The following is a 24823-nucleotide window of genomic DNA, read 5'->3' on the forward strand; positions in this document are numbered from 1 at the left end:
CAGACTTATGAGAAAAATATTATTATCGACTATTTTACTGACAACATCATTATCAGCTTTTGCAAGCACAGAAACAGCTATGAAAAATTGTATGAATGCATGGCAAAATAAACAATACGTTGATGCTATAACTTATTGTAAACCTTTAGCAAATCCTACAGATCTTTATGCTGTTGGAGTTACAGCATTATCAAATATGAAAGTAGGTAATCTTGACGAAGGTTCCAAGTATGCAAAAATGTTCACAGATCATTATGATCCAAAAGCATCACATAGCGATAATGTTAAAAAAATAGCAGAAGCCTTATATACTCAGTATGGTGAAGAAAATGTTGAAGGTTTAATTTCTGATTCTGATAAAGAAAAAGGTAAACAAATGCTTGAAACTGCTAGCGAGATGGGCAGTTCTAAAGCTAAAAAACTATTGAGTATGTGGGGTTAAAAAATATATTAAGAGGCGTTCATTATGAGCTGGTCAGATATTCTTTCAGAAGAAAAACAAAAGCCTTATTTCAAGAAGATACTAGATTTTTTGGCTAATGAAACAAATAGTGGTAAAGTTATTTTTCCACTTAAAGAGAATATTTTTAATGCTTTTAAATATACTGAGTTAGATAATTTAAAAATAGTCATTTTAGGCCAGGATCCTTACCATAACTATAATCAAGCACATGGGTTAGCTTTTTCTGTACAAAATGGAGTCGATGTACCGCCATCTTTACGCAATATGTATAAAGAGCTTTCAAACAGTGTAGAAGGATTTGAGACTCCTGATCATGGATGTCTGACAAAATGGGCAGAACAAGGTGTTTTTCTTTTAAATACAACCCTTACTGTAGAGGCACATAAAGCGAACTCTCATAAAGATATTGGTTGGCAAATATTTACAGATACAGTTATTGAGAAAATTTCACGGCATAAAGAGCATGTTGTTTTTATGTTATGGGGGTCTCATGCACGTAAGAAAAAAAATCTTATAGATAGTTCAAAGCATTTAATTTTAGAGTCAACACATCCATCACCATTATCAGCCCATAGAGGTTTCTTAGGCTGTAATCATTTTAAAATGGCTAATGAATATCTTAATAGTATTGGAAAGCCAATGATAGATTGGAACCTTTGATAGTTACATCTATTTTGATGATTTTAATCAAAGTGTTAAAGAGTGCTTTTTTCTATTCGATATGCTAGAATATCGACTATATGTTTTATCTTTATTAAAAGCGGTAAGTAATGTCTATAGCTACTAAAGAATCATCATCTATAAATATAGAAAAAGAATTAAGACAGTCATATCTTGATTATGCAATGAGTGTAATTGTTGGTAGAGCTCTGCCAGATGTTAGAGATGGTTTGAAGCCGGTGCATCGTCGTGTACTTTTTGCAATGAATGAGCTATCAAACTATTACAATAGACCTTATAAAAAGTCTGCTAGGGTTGTCGGTGACGTTATAGGTAAATATCACCCACATGGTGATACAGCAGTTTATGATACTATCGTTAGAATGGCGCAACCATTTTCATTACGCTATACACTTGTTGATGGGCAAGGTAACTTTGGTTCTGTTGATGGAGATTCTCCAGCAGCAATGCGTTATACAGAGATTAGAATGCAAAAGCTTACACATGAGCTTTTAATAGATATTGATAAAGAAACTGTAGATTTTTCTCCTAACTATGATAGTACAGAGCTAGTTCCTGATGTCTTGCCAACTAGAGTACCAAATCTTTTGGTAAATGGGTCTTCAGGTATTGCTGTTGGTATGGCGACAAATATACCTCCTCACAATATGACAGAAGTTATAAATGGAACTATTGCACTTATTGATAATGCACAACTTACAATAGAAGAGCTTATACAATATATTCCAGCACCAGATTTCCCAACAGGATCATACATAAATGGTACAGATGGTATCTTGGAGGCTTATAAAACTGGGCGCGGTCGAGTAATTATGCGTGCGAAAGCTGACATTCATGAGGATGAAGCTTCAGGTAAGTCTCAAATAGTTATTACAGAAATTCCATACCAAGTCAATAAAGCTAAGCTTGTTGAGAAAATAGCTGAATTAGTTAAAGAGAAAAAAATAACTGGAATTTCAGAGTTAAGAGATGAGTCAGATAAGGATGGTATCAGAGTTGTTGTAGATCTTAAAAGAGATGAGTCTCCTGATGTTGTTCTAAATACGCTATATGCCCAGACTCAACTTCAATGTAGTTTTGGTATTAATATGGTTGCTCTTAGTGACAATAGACCTAAGCTTTTAAACCTTAAAGAGATTTTAGAGCAGTTTATTAAGCATAGAAAAGAAGTTGTAACTAGAAGAACTATTTTTGAACTGAGAAAATCAAAAGAAAGAGCTCATATTTTAGAAGGTCTATTGCTTTCTTTAGCAAATATAGATGAGATGATTGAGCTTATTAAAGCATCACCATCGCCAGCAGATGCTAAAGAATCAATGCTAGCTAGATCATGGAATGGTACTTTAGTAAAAAGTATGCTTGAAGGTGTTGATGTTAAAATGTATCGCAAAGAAACTTTAGCGTCACATTACGGTATTCAAACAGATGCTTCATATAATTTAACTCAAGAGCAAGCTGAGGCTATATTAGCTTTAAGGCTACACAGATTAACTGGTCTTGAGCAAGATAAAATTACAAATGAATTTAAAGAACTTATTGAAAGAATTAAATATTTGATTGGTATTTTAAGTGATACTAATGAACTAATTCGTGTAGTTAAAGAAGAACTTGTTGAGATTAGAGATAATTATGGCGATGAAAGAAAATCAGAGATAATTACTTCTAGGCTTGATTTAACAAGAGAAGATTTAATTGCTGAAGAGGATATGGTTGTTACACTTTCTATGGATGGTTATGTAAAGACACAACCTCTTAGTATGTACAACGCACAGAAACGTGGTGGAGTAGGTAAATCAGCAACTAAGACTAAAGAAGAAGATAGTATCTTTAAGTTAATGCTAGCTTCTACTCATGATACGATGTTATGTTTTTCTAGCTTAGGCCGAGTTTATTGGTCGAAAGTTTATGATTTCCCTGTAGCGAGTAGAATTTCAAAAGGTAGGCCAATTAATAATATTTTACCATTAGAAAAGAATGAGAAGATAACAGCACTGATGCCAATTTCGCAGTTTGAAGAAGGTTGGTTTGTATTTATGACTACTAAGTTAGGTCGTGTTAAAAAAGTTGACTTGTCTCAATTTGCTAGACCACGTTCAACTGGTAAGATTGCAATTGGCTTGAATGATGGGGATGAGCTATCATATGTTGCTCTTACCGATGGTAATAAGCAAGTTATGCTATTCTCAGATGCAGGGAAAGCTATACGTTTCGATGAATCAGATGTAAGAGCTATGGGGCGTTCTGCTGCAGGTGTAACAGGTATGCGTTTACAGCCAAATCAAAAAATAGTCTCTATGATTGTTACAAATCCTGATGAAGGTGTTGTATTAGCAGCAACAGAGAATGGTTATGGAAAAAGAACTGCTGTTTCTGAGTATAGAAAAACGAAAAGAGCAAGTCAAGGTGTTATTGCGATTTCAACTTCAGAACGTAATGGTAAAGTTGTGGTTGCAGTACTTGCTGGAAATGATGAGGATATTGTTTTAATTACTGATAATGGTACTTTAGTCAGAACATCATCTGATCAAGTTAGAGAGTGTGGTCGTTCTGCCCAAGGTGTTAGATTAATAAATCTAAGAAATAATGAAAGACTTATCAGCTTAAAAGTAGTCAAACAAGATGATGAAGATCTTGATGAAATTGATGAGCAAGTAGAAGAATCTTTAGAAGATAGCTCGTTAGAGAGTGAATAAATATATGTCTGAAGTAAACAGTGTTACTATATTAGGAGCTACTGGATCAATTGGAGATAGTACTCTTGCTGTAATTAGAGAGAGTGCTGATTTTGAAGTTTTTGCATTAACCGCGTTTAATAATATTGAAAAATTAGCAAAACTTTGTGAAGAATTTAAACCTAAATATGCAGTAGTACCTGACTTGGATAAAAAGCATCAGCTACAACTGATTATATCAGGTGTTGATATTTTAGTTGGAAACGATGGCCTTGAGAAAGTTTCTAGTTCTTGCGATGTTGATATTGTTATGTCGGCTATAGTTGGGATAGCTGGTCTTAGACCTACTTTTGCAGCTGCTAAGGCTGGTAAAAAAATACTTTTGGCAAATAAAGAATCACTAGTAACAGCGGGTCACTTACTTGTTGATGAGGTGAAAAAGAATAATGCTCAACTTATACCTGTTGATAGTGAGCATAATGCAATCTTCCAATGTATTGATAATAATACAAAAAAATATGCTTCAGATATTAGTCAAATAATTGTGACAGCATCTGGAGGACCTTTTAGAGATAAAAATTTAGATGAGCTTGTTAATGTAACACCTGAGCAAGCATGTGCCCACCCTAACTGGGATATGGGAAGAAAAATCTCCATTGATTCATCGACAATGGTAAATAAAGCATTAGAAGTAATCGAAGCTTATTGGCTTTTTGATGTTGAAATTGATAGAATAGGCGTTTTAATCCATCCGCAGAGTGTGATTCACTCGATGGTAAAGTATGTTGATGGTAGCTATTTGGCTCAATTAGGTGTTCCTGATATGAGAACACCGATTGCAAATGCCTTATATTATCCAACAAGAGGTTTTGTAAATGTTGAGGAGCTTGACTTTACAAAGCAGGAACTAACTTTTAAAAAGGCTTGTCTTGAAAGATTTGAGGCTTTGAAGATTGTATTTGATAACTTACAAAATAAAAATTATGCTGCAAATATAGTTTTTAATGCAGCTAATGAGAAGTTAGTTGAAGCTTTTTTGAATGAGAAAATTAAATATTTAGAAATTATTAGATTAAATAAAGAAGTAACAAAAAAATTGAGTTTTAGGAATCCATGCGATATAGAAGAGGTTTTTGAGATTGATAGAAAAACTCGTGAATATGTGGATTCTATTTTGGGGTAAATTAGAGTGGTTTTTTTTAGAAAGAAGTTTGTATTAGCCTCTCTTCTTATGGGGATTGCATTAAATGGCTTAGCAGATAATAATAGCTTTGTCTTAAATGATGTATCTATAGAGGGCTTGCAAGGTTTACAGAGTCAGGTAGTTAAAAGTCGTATAGGCTATAAAAAGGGTAGCTACATCACACCTGAGGATACAAACCAAATTATTAATAATCTTTATGGAACAGGCTTTTTTAATAGTGTAGATCTTTATCGTAAAGGAAGTAATCTTTTTATTAATGTTAAAGAGCGTCCGATTATTTCTGGTTTTAGTTTCCATGGTAATAAAAAACTTAAAAAAGAAGATTTACAAAAAGTTTTTACTGATGCTGGTATCTATGTTGGTAACGTTTATAACCCCAATACGATGTTTCTTCTTAAGCAATCTCTATTAAATCAATATTCTGCAATGGGGTTGTATGGCGCTAAAATTGAAGAGAACATAAGAAAACTGCCTAACAATAGGATTGATATAAGTCTAGATATTAAAGAGGGAGAACCAGCTAAAATCAACGCTATAAACTTTATTGGTAATAAGAAGTTTGATGATAGCGACTTAAAAGGAAGTGTAGCTTTTGCGGTTCCTTCAATGTGGAATTTGTGGGGATTTCTAGCGAAGTTTGATGATTACTCTCCTCAAGGAATGGGTCAATCTGTTCAAGGAGTCACAAACTATTATCTAGATAGAGGTTACCTGGATTTTAAAGTTAAATCTAAGCAAGCCTCGATGTCGAAAGATCGTGAGCATTCTTATATAACTTTTGGCGTTACTGAAGGTAAAGTATATAAGGTTGGTAGTATTTCATTAAGTGGTAAGTTTCTCTTGCCAAAATCTGAGATTCAATCTTTGATTAAGCTGAAACAAGGCGAAGTTTTTTCTAAGAAAAAACTTGTTGAAAGTGTTGATGCCATAAAAACTTTGCTTGGTAGTAAAGGTTATGCTTTCGTTACTGTTAATCCTATCCCAAGTGTCGATAAAAAGAAAAGGACAGTTTCTTTTAAGTTTGTCGTTGATGCGGGTAAGAAGGTTTATGTAAATAGAGTTAATTTCTTTGGTAATAATGTAACAAATGATTATGTTTTTCGTAGGCAATTGCAGTATTATGAGCAAAGTCAATATAATAAAAAACAAATAGATAAATCTCAAAGAAGATTAGAGCAGTTACCTTATGTAGGGGCAGCTGATATGGAGCTTGTCCCGGTACAAGGCTCTGATGACTTGGTTGATGTTAACTATAATATCAAAGAGAGGAATGCTAACTCTGTTAGTGGTAGTTTAGGATATTCAGATCTATACGGTTTTATGATCGGTGGTAGATTAAACATGCCAAATGTTTTTGGTACGGGAAATACATTTAATGTTAATGCTCAGTTAGCAGTTCCTTATCAAAACTTAGGTGTAAGTTATACTAATCCATACTTTACTACTTCAGGTGTCAGTCAAAGTATTTCAGCATATGTTAGTCGTTCAAACTTTGCAGAAACTAATGCAATTGCTGCATACCAGTTAGATAGGTGGGGTGCAAGGTTAATATATGGTGTGCCGGTATCAACTTTTAGTAATGTAACAGGCGGTCTTACATTTGCTGACAATACAGTCAAGCAATCTCAGGGTTATCAGTCAGCTGTTGTAGATTGGTTCACGAAACAGCAGGGTGGTAACAATTTCTATGAGACTGCCCTTACTGCCGGTTGGAGTTATGATAATTCAAATAGGTATATATTCCCTACAGAAGGTGGATCATTTGGGTTAAATGGCTCAATAAACTTACCAGGTGTGAGTAATATCCAAGCATATAAAGTACAGGTTAGTGGTACTTACAATATAGCTGTACCAAATACAGATCAGTCAGCTTTACAGATCAGAGCAGGTGTTGATTATGGTGGTGGCTATGGTAAAACTCAAGAGCTTCCTTTTTATGAGAACTTCTACGGTGGTGGTTGGGGAAGCGTACGTGGTTTCCTACAGGGTTCATTAGGTGCACGTGATATGAACTTAGCCACCAATCCAGCCTCGACAGGGAACTCAATTGGTGGTAACCTTAATATTTATAACAACTATGATTTACTGTTTCCAGTACCATTTATTAAGGATAGTTCAAAAATGCGAATAGGTGCTTTTTTTGATTTGGGTAACACATATCTTACTTATGATATACCAGGCGTGTTGTCTCCGACTCCACCTCATCCAACTTCACCATCTTTTACTAACTTGAAATATTCAGTAGGTGTTGAGTTTAGATGGGATTCACCAATGGGGCCTTTAGCTGTTTCATTTGCCCAACCTTTCAATGTTCAAGCAGGAGATGTAACTCAGCAATTCCAGTTCTCACTAGGACAGAATTTTTAAAATATAAATTAAATAATCAAGGAGATTAAAAGAGTATGAAAAAAATAATTTTATCACTATCACTTATAACAGCGGCTTTTACAGGTGCTTATGCTGATACTAAAATGGCTGTAGTTAATCCGGTTGAGATTTTTAATGATTCTGATCTTGGTTCTGTTAGCGTGAAAAAATTAGAGAATGATCTTAAGCCACAAGCAGCACAATTAAGACAAGAGCAAAATAACATAATGCAGCAGATGAAAACATTACAAGAGAACTCTGCTACAATGACTAAGCAAGAGTTGACTCAAAAACAACAACAAATTCAAAAGCAAGAACAAGCTTTCAGAGAAAAAGCAATGGTTCTACAGAAAAAAGAAGGTGAATCAAAAGATAAGCTAGCTAAAAAATTCCAAGCTTCTTTTGATAGATCAGTAAAAACTATAGCTAAGCAAAAGGGTTATAATGTTGTTCTTACAACACAGGCTTTGGCATATGTTGATGGTGTTGATGATATATCAAATGATGTAATAACCTTAATGAATAAGGACTCTTAATTAGGGGAATTTTAAATGTATACTTTAGATTTTTTAGCATCTAACCTTGATGGTGTAGTAAAAGGCGATGGTAGTGTTGAGATAAAAAAGATTGCAACGCTATCTCAAGCTGGTGAAGGTGATATTTCATTTTGTACTAATCCTAAGTATTTAAAGGATTTATCTGAAACAAAAGCTTCAGCAGTTTTAATTACAGAAGAAGCTTTGGATTATTGTAATACTAATGCTGTAGTTTTATCCAATCCATATATGGCTTTAGCAAAAGTTATGGAACTATTTGATAAGTCACCGCAACCTAACGGTAAAATCCATAGTAAAGCAGTTATCGCGTCAAGTGCAGTTATTGGTGAAAATGTAACAATAGATGCAAATGCAGTAATAGGCGAAAATGTTGTAATAGAAGATGGTGTAACCATAGGTGCTTGTGCAACTGTTCATGATAGTACAAGAATAGGTAAAGATACAATTATAAAAAGTAATGTATCAATAGCTCATGATGTTGAGATTGGTGCTGACTGTATAATTCATCAAAATGCTACAATCGGCTGTGATGGTTTTGGTAATGCTCGTGATGAAGATGGTAGTTGGACAAAGATTCCTCAGTTAGGAAAAGTAATCATAGAGAATAATGTTGAGATTGGTGCTGGTACTACTGTTGATAGAGGAGCTATTGATGATACTATCATTAAAGAAGGTGCTCGTATTGATAATTTGGTACAGATAGCTCATAATGTAGTTATAGGTAGAAATACTGCCTTAGCAGGAGTTACAGCTGTTGCAGGAAGTACAAAAATAGGCGATAACTGTCTAATTGGAGGACAATCTGCAATAACTGGACATATAACTATCTGTGATAACGCTGTTATTGGAGGCGCTTCAAATATAGGTAAATCTATAACTAAGCCGGGTATGTATTACGCTGCTTTTGAAGCTAAACCAAGGATTCAGTGGGGTAGGTTTGTAGCTAAGTTATCTAAAATAGATAAACTAATGGCAAAAGTAAAAGAATTAGAAGAAAAATTAAAATAAGTAAGGATTGTTTGATGAGCCATTTTGATGAGAAAAATAAACAGATTGATATTATGGGGATTAGAGAAATTTTACCTCATAGGTATCCTTTTGCTCTTTTAGATAAAATTGTTGACTGGGATGTTGAAGAAAGAACTATTACAGCTCAAAAGAATGTAACAATAAATGAAGATTTCTTTAACGGGCATTTTCCTGATTTTCCAGTAATGCCAGGAGTTTTAATTGTTGAAGCTATGGCACAAGCTACAGCTATACTGGGTGAATTAATGGCTGAAACTTTGTTTGCTCATGTAGTTAAAAAAGCAGGTGGTGGTAGAAGAACATTCATGCTAGCAGGCATTGATAAAGTTAGAGTTAAAAGACCTGTAGTGCCTGGCGATGTATTAATTATTGAGTCAAAAATGGTAAAACAGAAAAATATTATTTGTACAGCAGAATCTGTAGCAAAAGTAGATGGGCAAGTAGTTTGTTCAGCTCAATTAATGGCAGCATATAAGGATTATTAATCGTGATACATAGTTTGGCAGTAGTACATGAAAGTGCCAAGATAGCAGATAGTGCTATAATAGGGCCATTCTGTGTTATTGGAGAAAATGTTGTTATTGGTGAAGGTACAGAACTAAAAAGCCATGTAACTATAGGTGATAATACAATTATTGGTAAAAATAATCGTATTTATCAATATGCTTCAATTGGCGATGATCCTATTGATTATACCTACAAAAAAGGTGACTTCTCTCAAGTTACTATAGGTGATAATAATATTATTAGAGAATGTGCGACAATCCATGGCGGAACAGCTAAAGAAACGGGTGTGACTTCTGTTGGTAGTAACAATTTTATTATGTGCTATGTGCATATAGGTCATGATTGTAAAATTGGTAACCATATAAATTTAGTCAATGGTGTTGGCTTAGCTGGTCATGTTCATATTGATGATTTTGTTATAATTAGCTCTAATGTTGGTGTTCATCAGTTTTGTAGGGTTGGTAAGCATGCATTTATTGCTCATGCAGCATTAATAGGAAAGGATGTTCCCCCATATCTTATGGTAACAGCTGTTACAGCAGGATCTACTCCTTGTGGCATTAACTCAGAAGGGTTAAAACGTCGTGGCTTTAGTCCTGAAGATATAAAGAAGATAAAGGATGTTTATAAAGTTCTTTATCGTCGCGGTTTGATGATGAAAGAAGCTGCTGAAGTTATTAAAGATATGGCAAAAAATGATCCTGTATTAGAACCTTTTGTTGATGTTATTAGTACTTCTAGAAGAGGTATCTTGAGATAATGAGAATAGGTATTGTCGCTGGAGAGCTATCAGGGGATCAACTTGGGGGGACTTTAGTAAAAGCTCTTAAACATAAATACCCTGATGCTGTTATAGAAGGTATTGGCGGTCCTAAGATGCAAGCCGCTGGCTTTAAAAGCTTATATCCAATGGATGCTCTTTCATTGATAGGTTTCTTTGAGATTATATCAAAGGGCCTAAGTATTTTAGGTATACGCAAAAAGATCATTAATCATTTTAAACAAAATAGACCAGATATCTTTATAGGTATTGATGCTCCTGATTTTAATCTTACAGTTGAAAAGGATTTAAAGGCTGCTGGTATCAAGACTATTCATTATGTTAGTCCTAAAATATGGGTTTGGCGAGAATATCGCATTAAAAAGATTAGAAAGGCTACCGATAAGATTCTAGCAATACTTCCTTTTGAAGTTGATTACTATAAGAAAAGACATAACTTTGAAGCTATATATGTAGGTCATCCATTAGCAAAAGACATACCTGTAAATATAGATAGAACTAGTTATAGGAAAAATCTTGGCTTAAATGATGTTAGTTTACCGATATTATCTGTGTTGCCAGGAAGTAGAAGCACAGAGGTAACCAGACTTCTACCTTTGTTTTTGGATGCATTAGATAAGTTGGCTAAAGAGGGCTATAAATTCCAAGCAATTATGCCTTTAGCAAAACCATCATTAGAACCTTTATTTGATAAATATCAAGAGCAGATTGATAATCTTGGTATAAAAGTTTATAAAACAAACTCTCATGATGTATTAAAAGCCTCTGATCTTAGTCTGTTAGCTTCTGGTACAGCTACTTTAGAAGCCATGCTATGTAAGTTGCCAATGGTTGTTGGTTATAAACTATCAACTATTTCAGCTTTTCTTGGTAGATTGCTTGTAGGGAGTCATAGTTACTGGGCTTTTCCTAATATTTTACATAAGAGTGAGATTATTAAAGAGTTAATTCAAGAAGATTGTACTGTAGATAATTTATTTATAGAGTTAAAGAAATTATTTGATGACAAGCAAAGAAATGATTACATTGTACAAGAGTTTAAGAAAATTCATAAAAGTATGATAGTAGATACCGATGATAAAATAATTGAGGTATTAGATGCTATGTTATTAGAAAAATCTTAATTTTTATAAGCTTTATATATATAATACATGTGTAGAAAAAATTATATTTAGGTGTTCAATAAATGACATTAATATTAGTATTAGTTTTAATTTTAGTGGTATTGATTATAATCGACTTATACCGCAAAAGTCTTCGTATTAAGCAAAAAGAGATTCTTGAAGGAACTCAGCAGAAAGATAGTGAGCAACTTCTTGAGCAGGCAAAAAACTCATCAGGATATGCGTATGTTGAGGATGTTCAACGTGAATATCCATTATTAAGAGAAGGGTTTTTGCTATTCTATTTTGAAGGGATTGAAAAAATTGATGTAAAAGATTTAGCGACATTCTTAAAGTATTATGGAGTCAAATATACGGATGAAAAAGTTTTTCAGAAGCTTAATTATAATGATGTGATATTTAGTATTTTACCTGATAATGAAGAACAAGTATTTGCTGATGCAAAAGAAGGTCAGGTAGAAGGTATTATAGCTGTAATGAACTATAGAAAATTAGCTGGAATGGAATATGACGTTAAAACTTGCTATGAGTTGATGATGGATATTCTAGAGGCTATGGGTAAATCGTTTCACGGTACTTTAATGAATGAGCATAAGATTAGGCTTACAAATAAGGACAAACAAAATTATTTAGAAGCTATATTATAATCTAAAGATAAAAATCTAAAAAAGCCCTTATTTTAGGGATTTCATATCCATAGTTTTGGTAAAAAGTAAATATTTCGTACTCTTTGAATTTTATCTCTGGCAAAAGCTGGATTAAAGAGCCTTCTTTAAGGTCTTTTTCTACTAGCCTATCTCCAGTTAAGAAAAGTCCAATACCTCTCTTACATGCCTCGTTAAGAGCATTAAAATCATCAATGAATAATATTGGGGTGGAGCAAGGGATATAATCACCATTTTGTAAAGGTAGTTTTGTAGCGGGCTTTCTTAGACTATGAGAAATAAAGGGGTAAGATAACAGATCATCTATTGATTGAGGTACTCCATACTTTTTAATTAATTCAGGTGATCCACATAGTATATTTGTTATTGGCTGCATTCTTTTATATTTAAAGGAATCTGTAGTAGGAGGAATCTGTGGAAATCCAACCATTATATCAATATCTTTTCGTGCTAAATCTGAATCATGCTCAGAGAATATTAATTCACATTGGATTGATGGATATTCTCTTATAAAATCATTCAAACGTTCTAGAATAAATTCTCTAGCGAGTATTTTTGAGACAAGTATAGTTAATTTACCTTGAGGGATGCTTTGTTGAGATTCTATAAACTCTTCTAGATTAATAGTTTCTTGGATTAGTTTTTTACACTTATCTAACATTATTATTCCAAAGGGAGTTAACTCTACACTTCGAGTATTTCGGTGAAATAATTTTTCAGATAAGTAATTTTCCAGAGCTATTATTTGTTTACTTACGGCTGTTGGGGATATGCATAAATCATCGGCAGCATTTTTATAGTTTAAATGTTCGGCAACTTTTATGAAATATTTAATCTGTAAATAATTAAGCATCTTAGTAACAAAGGGTTTATAGGGCATTACTTTATTATAAACTATAAGTTCATAGTTATTGAAATAGTTTCAGTTAAAATCTAGAATAAAAGTATTATAATTATTAATAAAGTATAATAAAGGTGTTTTTAGTAAAATGAAATATGAATATCATCATGTAGGAATTCCTGTTACAGAACCTCTCCAAGGAGAACGTTATAGTTCTGTTATGGATATGTATACCTCTGGGGGCGAGCTACCAGGTAGGATACAGTATCATCGATTTGGACCTAACTGTCCTCTAGATAAGTTAATTCAGACTGTACCTCATATAGCATATAAGGTGGAAGATTTAGAAGAGGTGATTAAAGGTAAAAACATTCTTTTAGGACCTTACTTTCCTATAGAGCGATTTAAAGTCGCAATAGTTGAGGAAAATGGTGCTGTAATCGAGTTTATAGAAACTGATTTAACAGAAGAAGAAATTTGGGATGAAAATAAGCATAAAGGCTCAAATATTTATCCCGATAAAGAGAAATAGATAATTTTTTTATAAGGAAATAACTTGGATCTATTAGAATGTAATGGTGGGCCCAGTAGGACTCGAACCTACGACCTACGGATTATGAGTCCGGCGCTCTAACCAACTGAGCTATAGGCCCAAAACATAAGCAAGATTATATTTAAAATAATGCTGTTAGTCAATATATATTTTTAAAATTATAGCCTTTTATTTATATATTTTTGAAGATGTACCAACAATTAGTGGATCTGGAGAAATAGCAACTTCAGAATCTTTATTATCATAGTCAACAATGCTTAAAATGTGTCTTATGGCATTTAATCGTGCTCTTTTCTTATCATCTGATTTGACGATTACCCAAGGAGCATATGGTTTATCAGTATAAATAAACATTCTTTCTTTAGCTTCAGTATAATCATCCCATTTATCAAGAGATGCTTTATCAATAGGGCTAAGTTTCCATTGCTTTAGAGGATGCGATTCTCTAGCGGTAAATCTATTTTTCTGTTCTTGCTGGCTTACTGAGAACCAAAACTTGATTATCATAGTGCCACTATCAACTAACATTTTTTCAAGCTGTGGAGCCTGCTCTAGAAATGAGAAATATTCTCTTTCAGTACAGAATCCCATAACTCTTTCTACACCAGCTCTATTATACCAAGATCTATCGAAGAGAACTATCTCTCCTCCAGATGGTAAATGTTCAATATATCGTTGAAAATACCATTGATTTCTTTCTCTTTCAGAAGGCTTCTCAAGTGCAATAACTTTAGCTCCACGAGGATTAAGGTGTTCCATCATACGCTTGATAGTTCCACCTTTACCAGCAGCATCTCGGCCTTCAAAAATTATTAATACCTTTTTGTTGTTTTCTTTTACCCATCGTTGGAATTTTAATAACTCGATTTGTAAGTGATGTTTTTGTTTCTCATAAACTTTACGAGGTATTTTGTGTTTATATGGGAAAATATTTTCAACAAAAAGTTTTTGGCGTTCTTCTTGACTTAGAACTTTCATAAACAACACTCAAATAATTGATTTGAGTAATATATTAGCATATAGAGATAGTAAATAGATAGATTAATTTTTTACGGGTTTTATGTTTAGTTTGAAGCTAAATAGTATATAAAAAATTGTGAATAAAACTATTATAGCGATAAATAGTGATGGAGTTCTCATTGGGTAGATAAGAACTGCTAAAAATGTTGATGCTGAAGCTAACATGGTAAATATAAAAGTAAATAATTTTACTGCTTTGCTATCACTGATATTTTCTGTTCTTGAAAGGTAAATATATTTTATAGGTATAAAAGAGAATATTGTTAATACAATTATTATGATTTCATTAATCAATTGCGAAGATTGAAAACACAGCATAAACATTACTATCACATTCCAATAACTTGGGAAACCAACAAAGAAGTTATTGTTGGTTTTAGCATTGGGCTGGCAGAATTGGTATGATGATGAAATTGTTATCATTACTACTACAGGGATTAACCATTCCTGGCTTACAACTCCTGAAACATATATCCAAATACAAGGTACAATAGAGTAAGTTGTAAAGTCGATGATGTTATCTAAAAGAGCTCCATCTAATGGAGCTAAATTTTTAATATCTACTAGTCGGGCTAAAGTTCCATCTATTGAGTCAATAAATATAGCCATTATTATACTAAACATAGAAAGTTTAATATAATAGTGGTGTAGGTTTATCTGACCAGTTACATTTGCTTGAGCTGCTTCAATTGAAAAAATAATAGCTAATATACCAAATACAGCTCCTAAAGATGTGAAAAGGTGTACTAACCAAGCATATATTTTCTGTATTATTTGCATTGTTAAATTGACTTATTATGAATAAATTTACGAAATTGTAGCAAAAATAATTAATAGTTTCTATTAATAACTAAATTAATAAGTTCTTTAAGCTTTACTAAATTTAGATTTTTTTCTTCAAATTGCTCGAGAATAGCATCGATTTGGTTTCTCTTATTATTAAGGTATTCATTAGCTTGAGATAAACCCATTAAAGAAACATATGTTGATTTATTTGCGGCTAAATCTTTAGCGCTAGTCTTACCTAACTCTTGTGATGTTTTTGTGACATCCAAAATGTCATCTTTAATTTGAAAACATAAACCAATTAATTCTGAAAGCTTAATTAAGGAAGCTTTTATATCACAACAGTGATGATCTAAAGTTAAATAGGGAAGTAGTATACTAGCTGTAAACATTTTTGCGGTTTTATTGATATGAACGGTTTCTAAAGCATTTAATTTAAGCTTTTTATTTTCTCCTTCGATATCAAGTTGTTGACCTGCGACCATTCCAGCTGAGCCACTACATCTACTGAAGATTTTATTAATGTTTCTAAGTTGAGCAATATTTTTTACTTCAATATCTTGTATCACTTCAAAAGCTAACGCTTGAAGTGCATCGCCAGCTAAAATTGCAGTGGCTTCATCAAACTTTATGTGACAGGTTAGTTTACCTCTACGTAGATCATCATTATCCATAGCTGGTAAATCATCATGAATTAATGAGTATGTATGGATAGCTTCTATTGCAAATGCAATCTTGTGACAATTATTAATATTTAGATTAAATATTTCACCTATACAGTAAACAAACTGCGCTCTTACTCTTTTTCCGCCGCTAAAAAAACTATATTTCATAGCTTCTAATAAAGTATCAGAAGGGCAAGCAATATTGTTAAAGACATCTTCAGCAAAATTATTAAAGTCTATTAAAGTATTTTTAGTTTTCATAAAAACTTTATGATATTGTTGTATTGTTTTTCTAGAACATCACTGTGTTCTCTAAAAGTTTTAAGTGATCCAGTCGACATTTTATCAGATAGACTTTTATCGCCTAGAATTTGTATTATATTCTCAGCTAATTCATTGTGGTTAGCTACTTTTACTAATGCTTCATTTTCAGTTAATTCTTTAGATATCTTACTGAAGTTAAATAAACTTGTACCGCTAATAATAGGCTTTGCTAATGCTGCTGGCTCAAGAAGGTTATGACCACCATTATCTATTAGGCTGCCTCCAACAAAAGCTATATCTGAGATATAATATAAGTCTAGAAGTTCGCCCATTGTGTCACCAAGGTATACTTGTGTATGGCTAAAGATTTCATTTTTAAATAAACTTCTTTTTTGAAGAGAAAAACATTCATCATTAATAAGTCTTTCTATTCTTAAAAATCTTTCTTTATGTCTAGGAACGATTATTAATAAACATTGAGGATAGATTTTTAGAATATCTTTATGTGCTTTGAGGATTTCTTCTTCCTCACCTTGATGGGTGCTGCCAGCGATCCATATAGGTCTTCCTTCTAGACTTTCTTTTAAGTTTGCCATTTTTTCCTGTAAGTTTTCAGGAGTGATAAGGTTATACTTTAAATTTCCTGTTAATGAAATTCTATCTTTTGGTATCCCTAATGAATGATATCTTTTTGCATCTTTCTCTGTTTGCGCATTTACATGAGAAATTCTACTAAATAAAAATTCTCTGGCAAATGGTAATTTTGTATAGTTACGCATAGACCTTTTTGAAAGTCTTGCATTAGTTATTATTACGGGAATATCTTCATTAAAGCATTTATTTAAAATGTTTGGCCAAATTTCGGTTTCAATTATTATAAATATTTTAGGGTTTAGTTTTGTGAAAAAGCTATTTATAAACGGTAATATATCGTAAGGGATATAAAGGTGGTGAACATTTTTATAATTTGCATATAAGCGCTCAACGACATCACTTCCTGTGGGAGTAGTAGTCGTTATTACAAAATTATCATTTGGATAATTCTCAAGCAATTTTTTGACTAAAGGTTCTGCTGAAACTGTTTCACCAACAGAGACAGAGTGTAACCAAATACAATCTTTTAAACGAATCTTTGTTTGTCCAAACCTTTCAGACCATCTTTTCCTATAATTTGGGTTTTTAAAACTACGACGGAGTTTTTTTAAATATATTATAGGTATGAAAATAGTAAATAGGCTCGAATATACATGAGATAGAAGAGAATAAAGAAAAGTTTTTAAATGTTTCACATTCTAGCCTAATATTTTATTTGATAAACTAATAACCGTTAATATGTCAAATTATTGTAACATATAATATATTATTTAGATAATTTGAAATGCTATAAAATTAAGTTAAATCTTTAATGATGTTCTTTAAAGCAATTGCTCTGTGACTAATTTTATTTTTATATTCAGGTAAAATCTCAGCTAAGGTTTTTTCAAGTTTGGGTATGAAAAAAACAGGATCATAGCCAAACCCATAATCACCTTTGGGAGTATTTGAGATTTCTCCATTTAGAAACCCTAGAGCTGTAACTGGAGTTGGATCTAGAGGGTGTCTTACATAAGCTAAGGCACATACGAATCTAGCTTTTCTGCAAGTAATTTCTTTTAACTTGTCGAGTAACTTTGCGATATTAGCCTTATCATTTCCATGTTCTCCTGAGTATCTAGCAGAATATATCCCTGGTTCTCCGTTTAAAGAGAAGACCTCTAGTCCAGAGTCATCTGCTATTGCAGGCAGTCCTGTATGTTCAGAACAGTTACGTGCTTTTAAAATAGCATTTTCAATAAAGCTAAGGCCAGTTTCTTCAGCATCTGGGACATTATATTCAGTTTGGGGGATTATTTTTATATTTTTTTTAGCAAAAATCTCTGTAAACTCTTGTATTTTGCCTTTATTGCTTGATGCCAAGACTACTTCTTTCATGTTTTTACTATAGGTTAATTTTTTATTTATGTATATGTTAGCAATATTTGTTGTAAATGTTATCCTTTAAATGTTTCAAAGAAAGTAAAAAAGTGAGGGTGTTATGAAAATATGTTTTATTGGTGGTGGAAATATGGCATCAGCGATGATAGCCGGTATGGTAGCTCATGGTTATAATAGCCAAGATATAATCGTTTTTGATAGAAACGAAGAGAAGCTCGAGAGTTTAGTTCAAAAGTATTCTATTAAAACTTCTAATTCTCTAATAGACACAGTTAAGCAGGCAGATATTCTAATATTGTCGATTAAGCCACAAGGAATGGCTGATTTAATTAAGCAAATTAGAGACTTTGTTACGGATCGACAAATGATAGTAACAGTTGCCGCTGGTATAGAAACAAAAGCATATGAAAAACTTTTTGCTAAAGAAGTTTCGTTTGTTAGAAGCATTCCAAATACACCTAGTAGCTTAGGTTATGGAGCTACAGGAGTATATTTTAATGATAATGTGAATGATACAGCTAAAAAAATGATTATCGATATTATGAAGACTATGGGTGTAGTAACAGTAGTTGAAGATGAAAAAGAAATTGATGTTATCGCAGCTGTAGCAAGTTCTGGGCCGGCTTATTATTTTCAGTTTATGGAACATATGATTAATGCAGCTATTAAAAGAGGGCTGGAAAAATCACAAGCAGAGAAGTTAGTTGCACAAACATGTCTAGGTGCGGCACAGATGGCTTTAAATAGTGATCAAGATATAGCAACTTTAAGAAAAAATGTCACATCAAAAAATGGTATAACATTTGAAGCTTTACAAACATTTGAGAAATTTGATCTTGGAGGTATTGTGGATAAAGCAATTCAAGCAAATACAGATAGAGCAAAAGAGTTAACTCAAGAGTTTAGTGACAATTTATAATTATTTATTAGTTTATTTTATATTCTAATTATCAATTTTATTAAACTTAAATGTAAGTATTTCAATTGTTCTGAACACTAAATAAATATTTGCTTTATTTACCTTGTAGGGTATACTAATCATGATATGTGTTACTCTAAATATGATTGGTTTTTTAATAAAATTTATAAAGGTATATGAACTATGAGACTATTATTAGCAGAAGATGATCTGAATCTAGGAGAAGGGTTATTGGAAGCTTTACAGAAAGAAGGTTTTGTCGTAAATTTGGTTTCTGATGGTGAGGCTGCACAAACTTTTATAGAATCAGGTCTTTATGACATAATAGTGTTAGATATTGGTTTACCTATTAAAACTGGTTTGGAAGTTCTTAGAAATATAAGAAATAAAGGTATCAAGGTGCCAATTTTACTATTAACTGCTAGAGATGGTCTAGAAGATAGAATTAAAGGCTTAGATCTAGGTGCTGATGACTACTTAACAAAACCTTTTGAACTTAAAGAACTAGTTGCAAGAATTAAAGCTATCTCTCGTAGGATAGATAAAAGATCAGGTAAAAAAGTTACTGAGGAAATTAAATTTGGCGATTATAGTTTTAATCCTAGCTCAGAAACTGTTACTAAAAATGGTATGATTATATCTGTATCTAAAAAAGAGTTAGCACTTTTAACTATTTTAGTACAAAATGCTGGTCGAGTTGTTCCTAAAACACAGCTTTTAGAAGAAGTTTATGCAACAGATAAGGAAATGGATACAAATACCTTAGAAGTCCATATGCATAACTTAAGAAAGAAACTAAATATCCCAGGTTTTATTCAAACAATAAGAGGGGTTGGTTACTTTGTACAAAAGGATAAAATAGTTAAGTAACCTTATGGAATTATTTAATTATTTCTTAGATTTAGGTTTTACATTTTGGTTATTATTCTTAACTTTAGCTAGTGGTTTGATCTATGCTATAGATTATTTCTTTTTCCAAAAGCCGAGACTAGCTCCTTATAAAGAACACTTAGATGGACTTAATAAAAAACAAAAACGACAGTTTTATAAAGACAATGATTTAAAAGCACCTTTTATAGCAGATCAAGCAAGATCATTATTTAGTGTTTTTGTTATAGTGTTTTTTATAAGAACATTTTTTATTGGCAATTTTTTAATTCCAACAGCATCGATGACACCAACATTACCTGTTGGTGATTTTATTTTTGTAAATAAAACAGCATATGGTATAAGAGCACCATTTTCAAATGAGACCTTAATAAAGATGGGTGAGCCTAAGCGTGGGGATATCGTTGTGTTTCATTTCCCAGTTAATCCAAATGTTGATTTTGTCAAAAGAGTTATAGGCCTACCAGGTGATGTTATATCGTATAAAGACAAAATGTTAACGATAAATGGTAAAAAGCTTAAGTATACTAATTGTGACAAAGATGCAGTAAATTACTATAATCAGTCTATATCAGATGGTGCTGGTGATACTATTTGTACAGAAGATCTTGATGGTGTTAAGCATCAAGTTGATTGGATAGAGTCGGTCAAAGGCAACAATTTCGAAAACTTAAAAGTTCCTGCAAGGCACTACTTTGTTATGGGAGACAACCGTGATAATAGTGAGGATAGTCGCTATTGGGGATTTGTTCCAGAGAAAGATCTAGTTGGAAAAGCTAAATTAGTATGGATGAGCTGGGACAAAATAGATAAGAAAGTGCGCTGGGATCAAATCGGAAAGGTTTTTTAAGTAAATGATTCCTGAATACTCTAGACTTTATAATATTCTTGGTTATAAGTTTAAAGATCATACTCTTTTAATAAGAGCTCTAACTCATCGTAGTAAAACAAAGAAAAACTATGAAAGATTAGAGTTCTTAGGGGATTCTATCCTTGGTTTTGTGATAGCAGAAGAGTTATACCTTAAGTTTCCAGATATGGCGGAAGGTAAACTTTCTCAGATAAGATCAAAGCTAGTCAAAGGAGCAACTTTAGCTCAATTAGCTTTACAGTTTAAGATTGATGAGTATGTTATCTTAGGTGCAAGCGAGCAAGGCGGACAAAAGAGAGAAAAAATACTTGAGGATATTTTTGAAGCTATAATTGGAGCTATTTATCTAGATAGTGATTTTAGAACTGTTAAGAAAGTTGTGCTTAGTTGGTATAAAGATGTAATAGCAAATATCAATTTAAATAGCGTCAAAATAAAAGATAACAAATCAAAGCTTCAAGAAATTCTTTTACAAAATTCTCTAAGTTTGCCTGAATATAGTATTGAGACTATAGAAGGTAAAGATCATGAGCAGATTTTTACTGTTAAAGTAAGCTCGAATGAGCTAGGGGTTAACATAAAAGCTCAAGGTACATCGCGTAGAAAGGCAGAACAACAAGCTGCTGGTAAAATGATAGAAATATTAGCAAAGCAAGGCTTACATGAAAAAAAATAGATTAAATCTAAATGGTGTAATAGTAGTCAATAAATCTAAAGATATTAGTTCAAATAAAGTTCTTCAACAACTTAAATACTTATTCAATGCTCAGAAAGCCGGGCATACAGGTACGCTAGATCCTATGGCGACAGGAGTTTTACCTATATGTTTTGGTAGAGCAACTAAGATAGCCCAATATTTGCTTGATGCGGATAAAGAATATATTGCGACTATTAAGTTAGGTATTGAGACTGATAGTGGTGATGCTGAAGGTAGTGTAGTTGCTGAAAATAAAGATATACCAGAACTAACAGAATTTTTAATTGAGACTGTGTTAGAAAAGTTTCGTGGAGAAATATCTCAAGTACCTCCAATGTATTCAGCTCTTAAATATAATGGTCAACCGTTGTATAAGCTTGCTAGAGAGGGTAAAAAAGTTGAGATAAAACCACGTAGTATAAAAATATATGAATTAGAGTTATTAGATTTCTCTGAAACTACTATAAGAGTGCGAGTTAAATGCTCTAAAGGAACCTATATCAGGAGTTTAGCTATAGATATAGGTAAAGAATTAGGCTGTGGTGGACATCTGATAGCTTTACAGAGAACTCAAAGTGGGCCTTTTAATTTAGATCAGGCATTTAGCCTTGAGCAACTAAAAGGTTTAAACTTTGAAGAAAAAATTGCTAGTATAGCTAATATAGAGAGTGTGTTTGTTGATAAGCCGATATATTCTCTTGAAGAAAAAGAGAAGGATAATTTATATAAAAGAGGGCTTTTAGCAGATAAACCAAACCTAGATAAAACAGTTAGAATATATGATGATGGAAAGTTTGTTGCTATAGCTGAATTTGATAAAGGTAAATTAATAAGTAAAAAATTTTTTGATCAGGATATATTGATAAGTGAGTAAATATAGCATACAAAATGATCCTAATAAGGATCTAGAAGCACAAAAATACGATAACCCTATACCGAGTAGAGAGGTTATATTAAATTATATAAAAGATACTAAGCTACCTGTAAGTATTGAGAATATAGCGACAGCATTAGAGATTTTTAAAAAAAGTCTATTTGAGGGGTTAGTCAATCGCCTTGGAGCTATGGTTAGGGATGAGCAGTTAGAGAAAGATAAATCATACTATAGTTTGCCAGAGATGGTTCCTATTTATATAACTTCAAAAGTTACATCTGATAGAGATTCACGATTAGAGTTATTTAGTAATACTTTAAATACTAAAGTTGGCATTTTATCGTACCAATCAAAGCTAGTAATGGTTGGTGATGAGGTTACAGCTAAAGTTCTAGGTATAAATAAGAGAGGCAGGGTTGAGGCTGAAATAAAAACTATTGTTTCAAGAGCTCAAAAGACTGTTACAGGATATTATTATAAAAGTTTTGATTGCCACTTTATAAAACCAATAAGCAAAAATATAACTAATGATATTGTTCTTCTACCACCAAAAGAGAAGATCGAACATAATTCATTAATAGAAGTAGAAATAATTGTTCAACCAAGTGTAAATAGTTGCGCTGTTGCTAAATTTAAACAAGAAGTCGAAGCTGTATCTCCTGTCAAGGAAGCTATGATGATGGCGACGCAAAAGTATGATTTAGTTGAACAGTGGAGTAAAAAAGCACTTAGGTATTTAGACAGTATCTCTGAAGAGGTGTCTGTTGGTAGTAGGGTAGATTTACGTGATAAGCATTTTGTAACTATAGATGGTGAAGATGCTAAAGATTTTGATGATGCTGTATATGCACATAAGACAAAGAGTGGTAGTTGGAAGTTATATGTCGCAATTGCTGATGTATCAAATTATGTAGCAAAAGACTCTGGTTTAGATTTAGATGCTAAGCGTCGTTCAACTTCAGTTTATTTTCCTGGCTATGTTATACCAATGTTACCAGAGAAACTTTCTAATGGCTTATGTTCACTAAGGCCTGAAGAAGATCGATATTCTCTTGTTTGTGAGATGAATATTAGTAAGCAAGGTAAGCTCTCAAGATATAACTTTTATTCAGCTGTTATTAATTCAAAAGCAAGACTTACTTATACAGAAGTTGCTAAACTTTTAGAGAAAAAACAAAATACTATTGTTGAAAAAAATCCTGAATTAGTACCTAATCTATTTGATTTATACGATTTATTTAAAGTACTACATGGTGCTAGGGAAATTAGAGGTGCGATAGATTTTGATACTGTCGAAACTCAGATAATCCTTGATGAGCATAACCATATAGATTCAATTGTGCCAAGGCATCGTAATGATGCTCATAGGTTGATTGAGGAATGTATGCTTGTGGCGAATGTTGCGGCTGCTAAATTTATGATTAAGCATAAGAAAACTTCACCATTTAGAGTTCATAGTGAACCTAAAGAAGATCGTATGGAGACTCTGAAAAAATATCTATCAAGGCATGGTATACATCTAGCTTATGGTAAGGATGGTAAGGTTACACCAAAAGCCTTATCTGAGATGCTTGAGAGTATAAAAGATCGTGCTGATTATGATGATATTCAGATGATGACTTTACGTAGTATGAATCAAGCGGTATATAGTATAAACAACGATGGACATTTTGGTTTAGCGTATAAAGAATATACTCACTTTACCTCGCCAATTAGAAGATATCCTGATCTAGTAGTGCATAGAATTATTAAATCAATTATTAATGAATATAAGCATGGTGGGGCAGACTATAAAGCATCTGAGTTAGCTAATATTTGTGATAATGCTTCACAGCAAGAGCGTAATGCTGATGGAGCTTCTAAACAAGTGGAAAATTGGCTTAAATGTTACTTTATGCAAGATTACATTGGTCATGTTTTAGAGGCACAAGTCAAACATGTTAATGGCTTGGGACTTTTTGCTGAATTAAAAGATATGTATATAGAAGGTCTGATACATGTTTCAGCTATTCCGGGAGATTATTATATCTATGATGAGACTAAAGATATACTTATAGGCAAAAGGACTCATAAGGTTTATAAAATTGGTCAAAATATAACGGTAAGAGTTGTTAGGGCTGACTTAGATAGGATACATATTGATTTTGAACTATATGATCCTCATACTAGTAAGCCTTTTGATGCCGGCGTTACTGATAGACCATCTGCTAAAAAACCAAAGAAAAATAAAAAGGTTAAAAAGAAAAGAGCTAGGCGTAGAAAAAAGAATAATTCTAGCAAAAAAGAAGCTACTAAAACTTAAGAGCCTCAAAACCATTTGATATTTCTAAAATCTTAAATATCTAAATTTATTTCCTGAAATTTTACAATATTTTTCTAACCTTGAGATATTTTGGCTAGCTATAATTACTGAGCATAGCT

24 protein-coding genes and 1 tRNA gene are annotated in these 24823 nt (G+C 32.5%); 18 read left to right on the forward strand and 7 right to left on the reverse strand.

Annotated elements, in window-relative coordinates; all coding sequences use genetic code 11:
• The first annotated feature begins 7 nt into the window (after positions 1-7).
• From F7310_RS02535 to F7310_RS02585, 11 genes are all read left to right on the forward strand, one after another.
• Positions 8-442, forward strand: a complete 435-nt coding sequence (locus F7310_RS02535) for a hypothetical protein (protein WP_072711518.1) — start codon at positions 8-10, stop codon at positions 440-442.
• A gap of 24 nt (positions 443-466) precedes the next feature.
• Entirely contained in the window at positions 467-1123 is a 657-nt protein-coding gene (gene ung / locus F7310_RS02540) for a uracil-DNA glycosylase (protein ID WP_072711519.1), read from the forward strand.
• Positions 1124-1233: 110 nt separating this feature from the next.
• Positions 1234-3837, forward strand: a complete 2604-nt coding sequence (gene gyrA / locus F7310_RS02545; RefSeq protein WP_072711521.1) for a DNA gyrase subunit A — start codon at positions 1234-1236, stop codon at positions 3835-3837.
• Positions 3838-3841: 4 nt separating this feature from the next.
• Complete coding sequence (dxr, locus tag F7310_RS02550) at positions 3842-4999, forward strand: 1-deoxy-D-xylulose-5-phosphate reductoisomerase (RefSeq protein ID WP_072713524.1); 1158 nt, start codon at positions 3842-3844, stop codon at positions 4997-4999.
• Positions 5000-5005: 6 nt separating this feature from the next.
• Positions 5006-7387: an outer membrane protein assembly factor BamA gene (gene bamA, locus F7310_RS02555; RefSeq protein WP_072711522.1), complete on the forward strand. Its 2382-nt coding sequence runs from the start codon at positions 5006-5008 to the stop codon at positions 7385-7387.
• 35 nt (positions 7388-7422) lie between these two features.
• Positions 7423-7923: an OmpH/Skp family outer membrane protein gene (locus F7310_RS02560; protein ID WP_072711524.1), complete on the forward strand. Its 501-nt coding sequence runs from the start codon at positions 7423-7425 to the stop codon at positions 7921-7923.
• Positions 7924-7938: 15 nt separating this feature from the next.
• Complete coding sequence (lpxD, locus tag F7310_RS02565) at positions 7939-8952, forward strand: UDP-3-O-(3-hydroxymyristoyl)glucosamine N-acyltransferase (protein ID WP_072711525.1); 1014 nt, start codon at positions 7939-7941, stop codon at positions 8950-8952.
• Between the two features lie 14 nt (positions 8953-8966).
• Positions 8967-9458, forward strand: a complete 492-nt coding sequence (gene fabZ / locus F7310_RS02570) for a 3-hydroxyacyl-ACP dehydratase FabZ (protein ID WP_072711526.1) — start codon at positions 8967-8969, stop codon at positions 9456-9458.
• Positions 9459-9460: 2 nt separating this feature from the next.
• Positions 9461-10240 (forward strand): acyl-ACP--UDP-N-acetylglucosamine O-acyltransferase, encoded by a 780-nt coding sequence (gene lpxA / locus F7310_RS02575; RefSeq protein ID WP_072711528.1) that lies wholly within the window; start codon positions 9461-9463, stop codon positions 10238-10240.
• The gene (gene lpxB, locus F7310_RS02580; RefSeq protein WP_072711529.1) at positions 10240-11385 is read left to right on the forward strand and encodes a lipid-A-disaccharide synthase; all 1146 of its coding nucleotides are present in this window, start codon (positions 10240-10242) and stop codon (positions 11383-11385) included. The genes lpxA and lpxB overlap by 1 nt, the downstream gene beginning before the upstream one ends.
• A 62-nt stretch (positions 11386-11447) precedes the next feature.
• A complete protein-coding gene (locus F7310_RS02585; protein ID WP_072711530.1) occupies positions 11448-12032 on the forward strand; it encodes a cell division protein ZipA C-terminal FtsZ-binding domain-containing protein in 585 nt (194 codons plus the stop codon).
• Position 12033: 1 nt separating this feature from the next.
• Here the strand turns inward: F7310_RS02585 and F7310_RS02590 are convergent, their stop codons facing one another.
• Positions 12034-12903, reverse strand: a complete 870-nt coding sequence (locus tag F7310_RS02590) for a LysR family transcriptional regulator (protein ID WP_072711532.1) — start codon at positions 12901-12903, stop codon at positions 12034-12036.
• 136 nt (positions 12904-13039) lie between these two features.
• Between F7310_RS02590 and F7310_RS02595 the strand changes: the two genes are divergently transcribed.
• Complete coding sequence (locus F7310_RS02595; RefSeq protein WP_072711533.1) at positions 13040-13423, forward strand: helicase; 384 nt, start codon at positions 13040-13042, stop codon at positions 13421-13423.
• Positions 13424-13467: 44 nt separating this feature from the next.
• Here F7310_RS02595 and F7310_RS02600 read toward each other — a convergent pair.
• The 6 genes from F7310_RS02600 to rdgB all read right to left on the reverse strand — a co-directional run bounded on the left by F7310_RS02600 (position 13468) and on the right by rdgB (position 18150).
• A tRNA-Ile gene (locus F7310_RS02600) sits at positions 13468-13544 on the reverse strand.
• A 68-nt stretch (positions 13545-13612) separates the two neighbouring features.
• Complete coding sequence (gene ppk2, locus F7310_RS02605; protein ID WP_072711535.1) at positions 13613-14422, reverse strand: polyphosphate kinase 2; 810 nt, start codon at positions 14420-14422, stop codon at positions 13613-13615.
• 63 nt (positions 14423-14485) lie between these two features.
• On the reverse strand, positions 14486-15244 hold the full coding sequence (locus tag F7310_RS02610) for a CDP-alcohol phosphatidyltransferase family protein (RefSeq protein WP_072711536.1): 759 nt from the start codon (positions 15242-15244) through the stop codon (positions 14486-14488).
• 50 nt (positions 15245-15294) lie between these two features.
• Complete coding sequence (locus F7310_RS02615; protein ID WP_072711538.1) at positions 15295-16176, reverse strand: polyprenyl synthetase family protein; 882 nt, start codon at positions 16174-16176, stop codon at positions 15295-15297.
• Complete coding sequence (waaA, locus tag F7310_RS02620; protein WP_072711539.1) at positions 16173-17468, reverse strand: lipid IV(A) 3-deoxy-D-manno-octulosonic acid transferase; 1296 nt, start codon at positions 17466-17468, stop codon at positions 16173-16175. The genes F7310_RS02615 and waaA overlap by 4 nt, the downstream gene beginning before the upstream one ends.
• Positions 17469-17568: 100 nt before the next feature.
• Positions 17569-18150 (reverse strand): RdgB/HAM1 family non-canonical purine NTP pyrophosphatase, encoded by a 582-nt coding sequence (rdgB, locus tag F7310_RS02625; protein ID WP_072711541.1) that lies wholly within the window; start codon positions 18148-18150, stop codon positions 17569-17571.
• Between the two features lie 103 nt (positions 18151-18253).
• Here rdgB and proC point away from each other — a divergent pair, with 103 nt between their 5' ends.
• The 6 genes from proC (at position 18254) to rnr (ending at position 24704) form a co-directional block, all read left to right on the forward strand.
• Entirely contained in the window at positions 18254-19072 is an 819-nt protein-coding gene (proC, locus tag F7310_RS02630; protein ID WP_072711543.1) for a pyrroline-5-carboxylate reductase, read from the forward strand.
• A 183-nt stretch (positions 19073-19255) separates the two neighbouring features.
• Positions 19256-19942, forward strand: a complete 687-nt coding sequence (locus F7310_RS02635; protein ID WP_072711544.1) for a response regulator — start codon at positions 19256-19258, stop codon at positions 19940-19942.
• A gap of 4 nt (positions 19943-19946) precedes the next feature.
• The gene (gene lepB / locus F7310_RS02640; RefSeq protein WP_072711546.1) at positions 19947-20810 is read left to right on the forward strand and encodes a signal peptidase I; all 864 of its coding nucleotides are present in this window, start codon (positions 19947-19949) and stop codon (positions 20808-20810) included.
• Positions 20811-20814: 4 nt separating this feature from the next.
• On the forward strand, positions 20815-21507 hold the full coding sequence (gene rnc / locus F7310_RS02645; protein ID WP_072711548.1) for a ribonuclease III: 693 nt from the start codon (positions 20815-20817) through the stop codon (positions 21505-21507).
• The gene (gene truB / locus F7310_RS02650; protein ID WP_072711549.1) at positions 21494-22402 is read left to right on the forward strand and encodes a tRNA pseudouridine(55) synthase TruB; all 909 of its coding nucleotides are present in this window, start codon (positions 21494-21496) and stop codon (positions 22400-22402) included. The genes rnc and truB overlap by 14 nt, the downstream gene beginning before the upstream one ends.
• Positions 22395-24704, forward strand: a complete 2310-nt coding sequence (rnr, locus tag F7310_RS02655) for a ribonuclease R (RefSeq protein WP_072711550.1) — start codon at positions 22395-22397, stop codon at positions 24702-24704. The genes truB and rnr overlap by 8 nt, the downstream gene beginning before the upstream one ends.
• Positions 24705-24823 lie beyond the last annotated feature (119 nt).

The organism is Francisella uliginis (assembly GCF_001895265.1).
In the GTDB taxonomy this organism is placed as follows: domain Bacteria; phylum Pseudomonadota; class Gammaproteobacteria; order Francisellales; family Francisellaceae; genus Francisella; species Francisella uliginis.

Bases quoted from the DNA above. Each gene is read 5' to 3' on its own strand.
- F7310_RS02535 (WP_072711518.1), top strand. From the start codon at position 8: ATGAGAAAAATATTATTATCGACTATTTTACTGACAACATCATTATCA.
- ung (WP_072711519.1), top strand. From the start codon at position 467: ATGAGCTGGTCAGATATTCTTTCAGAAGAAAAACAAAAGCCTTATTTC.
- gyrA (WP_072711521.1), top strand. From the start codon at position 1,234: ATGTCTATAGCTACTAAAGAATCATCATCTATAAATATAGAAAAAGAA.
- dxr (WP_072713524.1), top strand. From the start codon at position 3,842: ATGTCTGAAGTAAACAGTGTTACTATATTAGGAGCTACTGGATCAATT.
- F7310_RS02560 (WP_072711524.1), top strand. From the start codon at position 7,423: ATGAAAAAAATAATTTTATCACTATCACTTATAACAGCGGCTTTTACA.
- lpxD (WP_072711525.1), top strand. From the start codon at position 7,939: ATGTATACTTTAGATTTTTTAGCATCTAACCTTGATGGTGTAGTAAAA.
- fabZ (WP_072711526.1), top strand. From the start codon at position 8,967: ATGAGCCATTTTGATGAGAAAAATAAACAGATTGATATTATGGGGATT.
- lpxB (WP_072711529.1), top strand. From the start codon at position 10,240: ATGAGAATAGGTATTGTCGCTGGAGAGCTATCAGGGGATCAACTTGGG.
- F7310_RS02585 (WP_072711530.1), top strand. From the start codon at position 11,448: ATGACATTAATATTAGTATTAGTTTTAATTTTAGTGGTATTGATTATA.
- F7310_RS02590 (WP_072711532.1), bottom strand. From the start codon at position 12,903: ATGCTTAATTATTTACAGATTAAATATTTCATAAAAGTTGCCGAACAT.
- F7310_RS02595 (WP_072711533.1), top strand. From the start codon at position 13,040: ATGAAATATGAATATCATCATGTAGGAATTCCTGTTACAGAACCTCTC.
- ppk2 (WP_072711535.1), bottom strand. From the start codon at position 14,422: ATGAAAGTTCTAAGTCAAGAAGAACGCCAAAAACTTTTTGTTGAAAAT.
- F7310_RS02610 (WP_072711536.1), bottom strand. From the start codon at position 15,244: ATGCAAATAATACAGAAAATATATGCTTGGTTAGTACACCTTTTCACA.
- F7310_RS02615 (WP_072711538.1), bottom strand. From the start codon at position 16,176: ATGAAAACTAAAAATACTTTAATAGACTTTAATAATTTTGCTGAAGAT.
- rdgB (WP_072711541.1), bottom strand. From the start codon at position 18,150: ATGAAAGAAGTAGTCTTGGCATCAAGCAATAAAGGCAAAATACAAGAG.
- proC (WP_072711543.1), top strand. From the start codon at position 18,254: ATGAAAATATGTTTTATTGGTGGTGGAAATATGGCATCAGCGATGATA.
- F7310_RS02635 (WP_072711544.1), top strand. From the start codon at position 19,256: ATGAGACTATTATTAGCAGAAGATGATCTGAATCTAGGAGAAGGGTTA.
- lepB (WP_072711546.1), top strand. From the start codon at position 19,947: ATGGAATTATTTAATTATTTCTTAGATTTAGGTTTTACATTTTGGTTA.
- rnc (WP_072711548.1), top strand. From the start codon at position 20,815: ATGATTCCTGAATACTCTAGACTTTATAATATTCTTGGTTATAAGTTT.
- truB (WP_072711549.1), top strand. From the start codon at position 21,494: ATGAAAAAAAATAGATTAAATCTAAATGGTGTAATAGTAGTCAATAAA.